This window comes from Nocardiopsis sp. TNDT3 (assembly GCF_003427465.1).
In the GTDB taxonomy this organism is placed as follows: domain Bacteria; phylum Actinomycetota; class Actinomycetes; order Streptosporangiales; family Streptosporangiaceae; genus Nocardiopsis; species Nocardiopsis dassonvillei.
Map to the genome: position 1 here is coordinate 1 of NZ_QPFC01000083.1, position 2,889 is coordinate 2,889.

Here is a 2,889-nt window from a genome sequence, read left to right on the forward strand (position 1 = left end):
GGACTGCGCCGCGCTCGACGCGGCCGACCCCCTCGCCCCCTTCCGGGAGGAGTTCGTCCTCCCCGAGGGAGTGGTCTACCTGGACGGCAACTCGCTGGGCGCGCTGCCGCGCTCCACCCCCGGCCGGGTCGCCGACATGATCGAACGCGAGTGGGGGCGCGACCTCATCCGCAGCTGGAACGACGCCGGGTGGTGGGACAAGCCGCGCACCCTGGGCGCCAAGATCGCGCCGCTGGTCGGCGCGGCGGCCGACGAGGTGGTCGTCGGCGACGGGACCTCGGCCAACCTGTTCAAGACCCTGGTCGCGGCGCTGCGCATGTCCGACCGCTCGGTGGTGCTGGGCGAGGCGGGCAACTTCCCCACCGACCTGTACGTCGCCGAGGGGGCGGCCTCGCTGACGGGGGCGACGCAGAGGCGCGTGGACCCCGACGGCCCCGAGCTGGCCCGGGACCTGGAGCGGGGCGACGTCGCGGTCCTGCTGCTCAGCCACGTGGACTACCGCAGCGGCACCCTGCGCGACATGCCCGGCATCACCCGCCTGGCCCACGAGCACGGCGCCCTGGTGGTCTGGGACCTGTGCCACAGCGCGGGCGCGGTCCCCGTCGACCTGTCCGGCAGCGGTGCCGACTTCGCGGTGGGGTGCACCTACAAGTACCTCAACGCGGGTCCGGGCGCCCCCGCGTTCCTGTACGCCGCCCGCCGCCACCACGCCGTGGCCGACCAGCCCCTGAGCGGCTGGCACGGGCACGCACGCCCCTTCGACTTCACCGCGGGCTACGAGCCGGCCGAGGGGGTGTCGCGCTTCCTGAGCGGTTCGCAGCCGCTGGTGGCCGACGCCGCCCTGGAGGCGAGCCTGGACGTGTGGGCGCGGGCGGACATGGGCCTGGTGCGCGCCAAGAGCCTGGCCATGACCGACCTGTTCCTGGAGCGCGCGGCCCGGGCGGGGATCTCCTCGATCACCCCGGCCGAGCACGCGCGGCGCGGCAGCCAGGTGGCCCTGGTACAGCCGGAGGAGGGTTCCGGGTACCCGATCGTGCAGGCGCTCATCGCGCGCGGTGTGATCGGGGACTTCCGCGCCCCCGACGTCATGCGGTTCGGGTTCACCCCGCTCTACCTGCGCTACGTGGACGTGTGGGACGCCGCGCAGGCCCTGCTGGAGGTCGTGGAGACGGGGGAGTGGCGCCAGGAGCGCTTCTCCCGCCGAGGCCGGGTGACCTGAGGCCCGGAGGTCCGGCCCCGGGGCCGGACCTCCGCCCCGTCGCGGCGGCCGGGCCCGTAGGCCGGGCGACCTTCCGGGGCTCCTTCGCCCGTGCCTGGAGCCGACCGGAGCGGCGCTGACCGTTCCCGAATGTGTGGTTTGCGTGGACTTGACCACGTTCGTTGGCGTCCGGCGTCCGCCGCGGCTCCCCGTACGGCCCCGTGCCCGTGCCGCCCCGCGAGCGCCCGCGGGCGGGTGGAACCGAAACTATGACGAGGGCCACGGAAAGGCCCGTCCGCTGCTCCGGGACGGTCCGTAAATCCCCTGCCGCCAGGGCTTTTCGCGTTTTCGGTCCCTTGCGCGCCCCGTTTCGTAACGTATTGCGAGAGACACGCAAAGTCATTTTACCTCTGCGGATTGCGCGCTTTGCCTAAACGTGGGTTAGTGTCCTCGTGATCGGTTCGTTATTGCTGTTTGACGAACCGATGCCGAGCCCTTGACCGGCCGAGAGCCGCAAGGGAGTCGAGACCTCTTTCCCCGGGAACAGGGCCGCGCGAATCCACGCGCCTGCGCCAGCGGAGAAGCCGAATCCCATCGGTACATCCCGTTCCCGCCCGCCACTCGCCGCCAGCGACGCGGGAGAACCCTGCCTTGACCACGCCCTCGCGGGGGCGCACCGAGCGTGCCCGCATGCCGGGCGAGTCATGCCCGCGGTCTTCTCGGCCCTGTCGTCAACCTGGCTTCCTACTTATGAGCAACGACACTCCCATTCAGCACGGCGAAGTTACCGCGACCTACTTCTGGGACGACGGTTCCGGCATCAACGGGGACACAGGAGCCCCCGCGAGCGGGGAACCCATGCAGAAGGGGCTTTTCTCCAGCCCCAGCTGGCCGCTCGGCACCGAGGGCTATGTCGTACACGAGGGCAAGAAAGCCGAGTTCTTCATCGGCGACCGGGGCCCGGGCGCCCCCTCCGAGGGTTGTGACGTCCTCCTCGACATGGACGGCAAGACCTTCGCCGAGATCACGGGCGAGACCTGGAACGACAGCGACTACACCGTCAGCGGCGGCAACGGCCACCTCGAGGTGGAGTACTACATCACCAAGTGGGGCGACGGCGCGGGCACCGAGGGCGCACCGCACCCCTTCCAGCAGCCCGGCAACAAGTGCGAGGACGCGGTCTCCCCGATCCCCGAGGACGCTCTTCCCGAGGAGGAGGCAGAGGAGTCCGCCGAGGAGAGCGCGCAGAAGGCCGAGGAGAGCGAGGAGCCCGCCCCGAAGAAGGCCGAGGGCGAGCCCGAGCAGAGCGCCAAGGAGGAGCAGCCCGAGGAGGGCGCCGCCGGGGACGGGGGCGAGGACGGTGACGGCGGCGTGACCGCCGAGACCGCGGCCAACGACCTCTCCGGCTTCCAGCTCATGGGCTCCGACGGCGTCATCAGCGGCACCGGGCTGCTGGCCCTGGCCCTGATCCCGGCCGTGCTGCTCGCCGTGTTCTTCGCCTGGACCCGCCGTCCGGCCGGCGCCCACGCCGGAGCCGAGGACGACGGCGGAAGCCTGACGGACGCGAGCAACGGCCGCCACAGCCTGGGCACGCGGCTGAACTCCGTGATCGACAGGCTGCGCGGCGGGCGCTGACCCGCACCGGGACGGCCCGTCGGCCGGGACGGCGGACACGGACTCCGGACCGGGGC

The 2,889-nt window shown here is 72.2% G+C and carries 2 protein-coding genes; both read left to right on the forward strand.

Annotated features, from left to right (window positions below):
* On the forward strand, positions 1 to 1,219 hold a 1,219-nt coding region (gene kynU, locus DQW06_RS02410), incomplete at its 5' end, for a kynureninase (protein ID WP_117197880.1).
* A gap of 729 nt (positions 1,220 to 1,948) precedes the next feature.
* On the forward strand, positions 1,949 to 2,833 hold the full coding sequence (locus DQW06_RS02415) for a hypothetical protein (protein ID WP_117197881.1): 885 nt from the start codon (positions 1,949 to 1,951) through the stop codon (positions 2,831 to 2,833).
* Positions 2,834 to 2,889: the final 56 nt, after the last annotated feature.

What these genes read in the sequence shown, in the direction of transcription:
- DQW06_RS02415 (WP_117197881.1), top strand. Translation starts at nt 1,949, where the DNA reads ATGAGCAACGACACTCCCATTCAGCACGGCGAAGTTACCGCGACCTAC.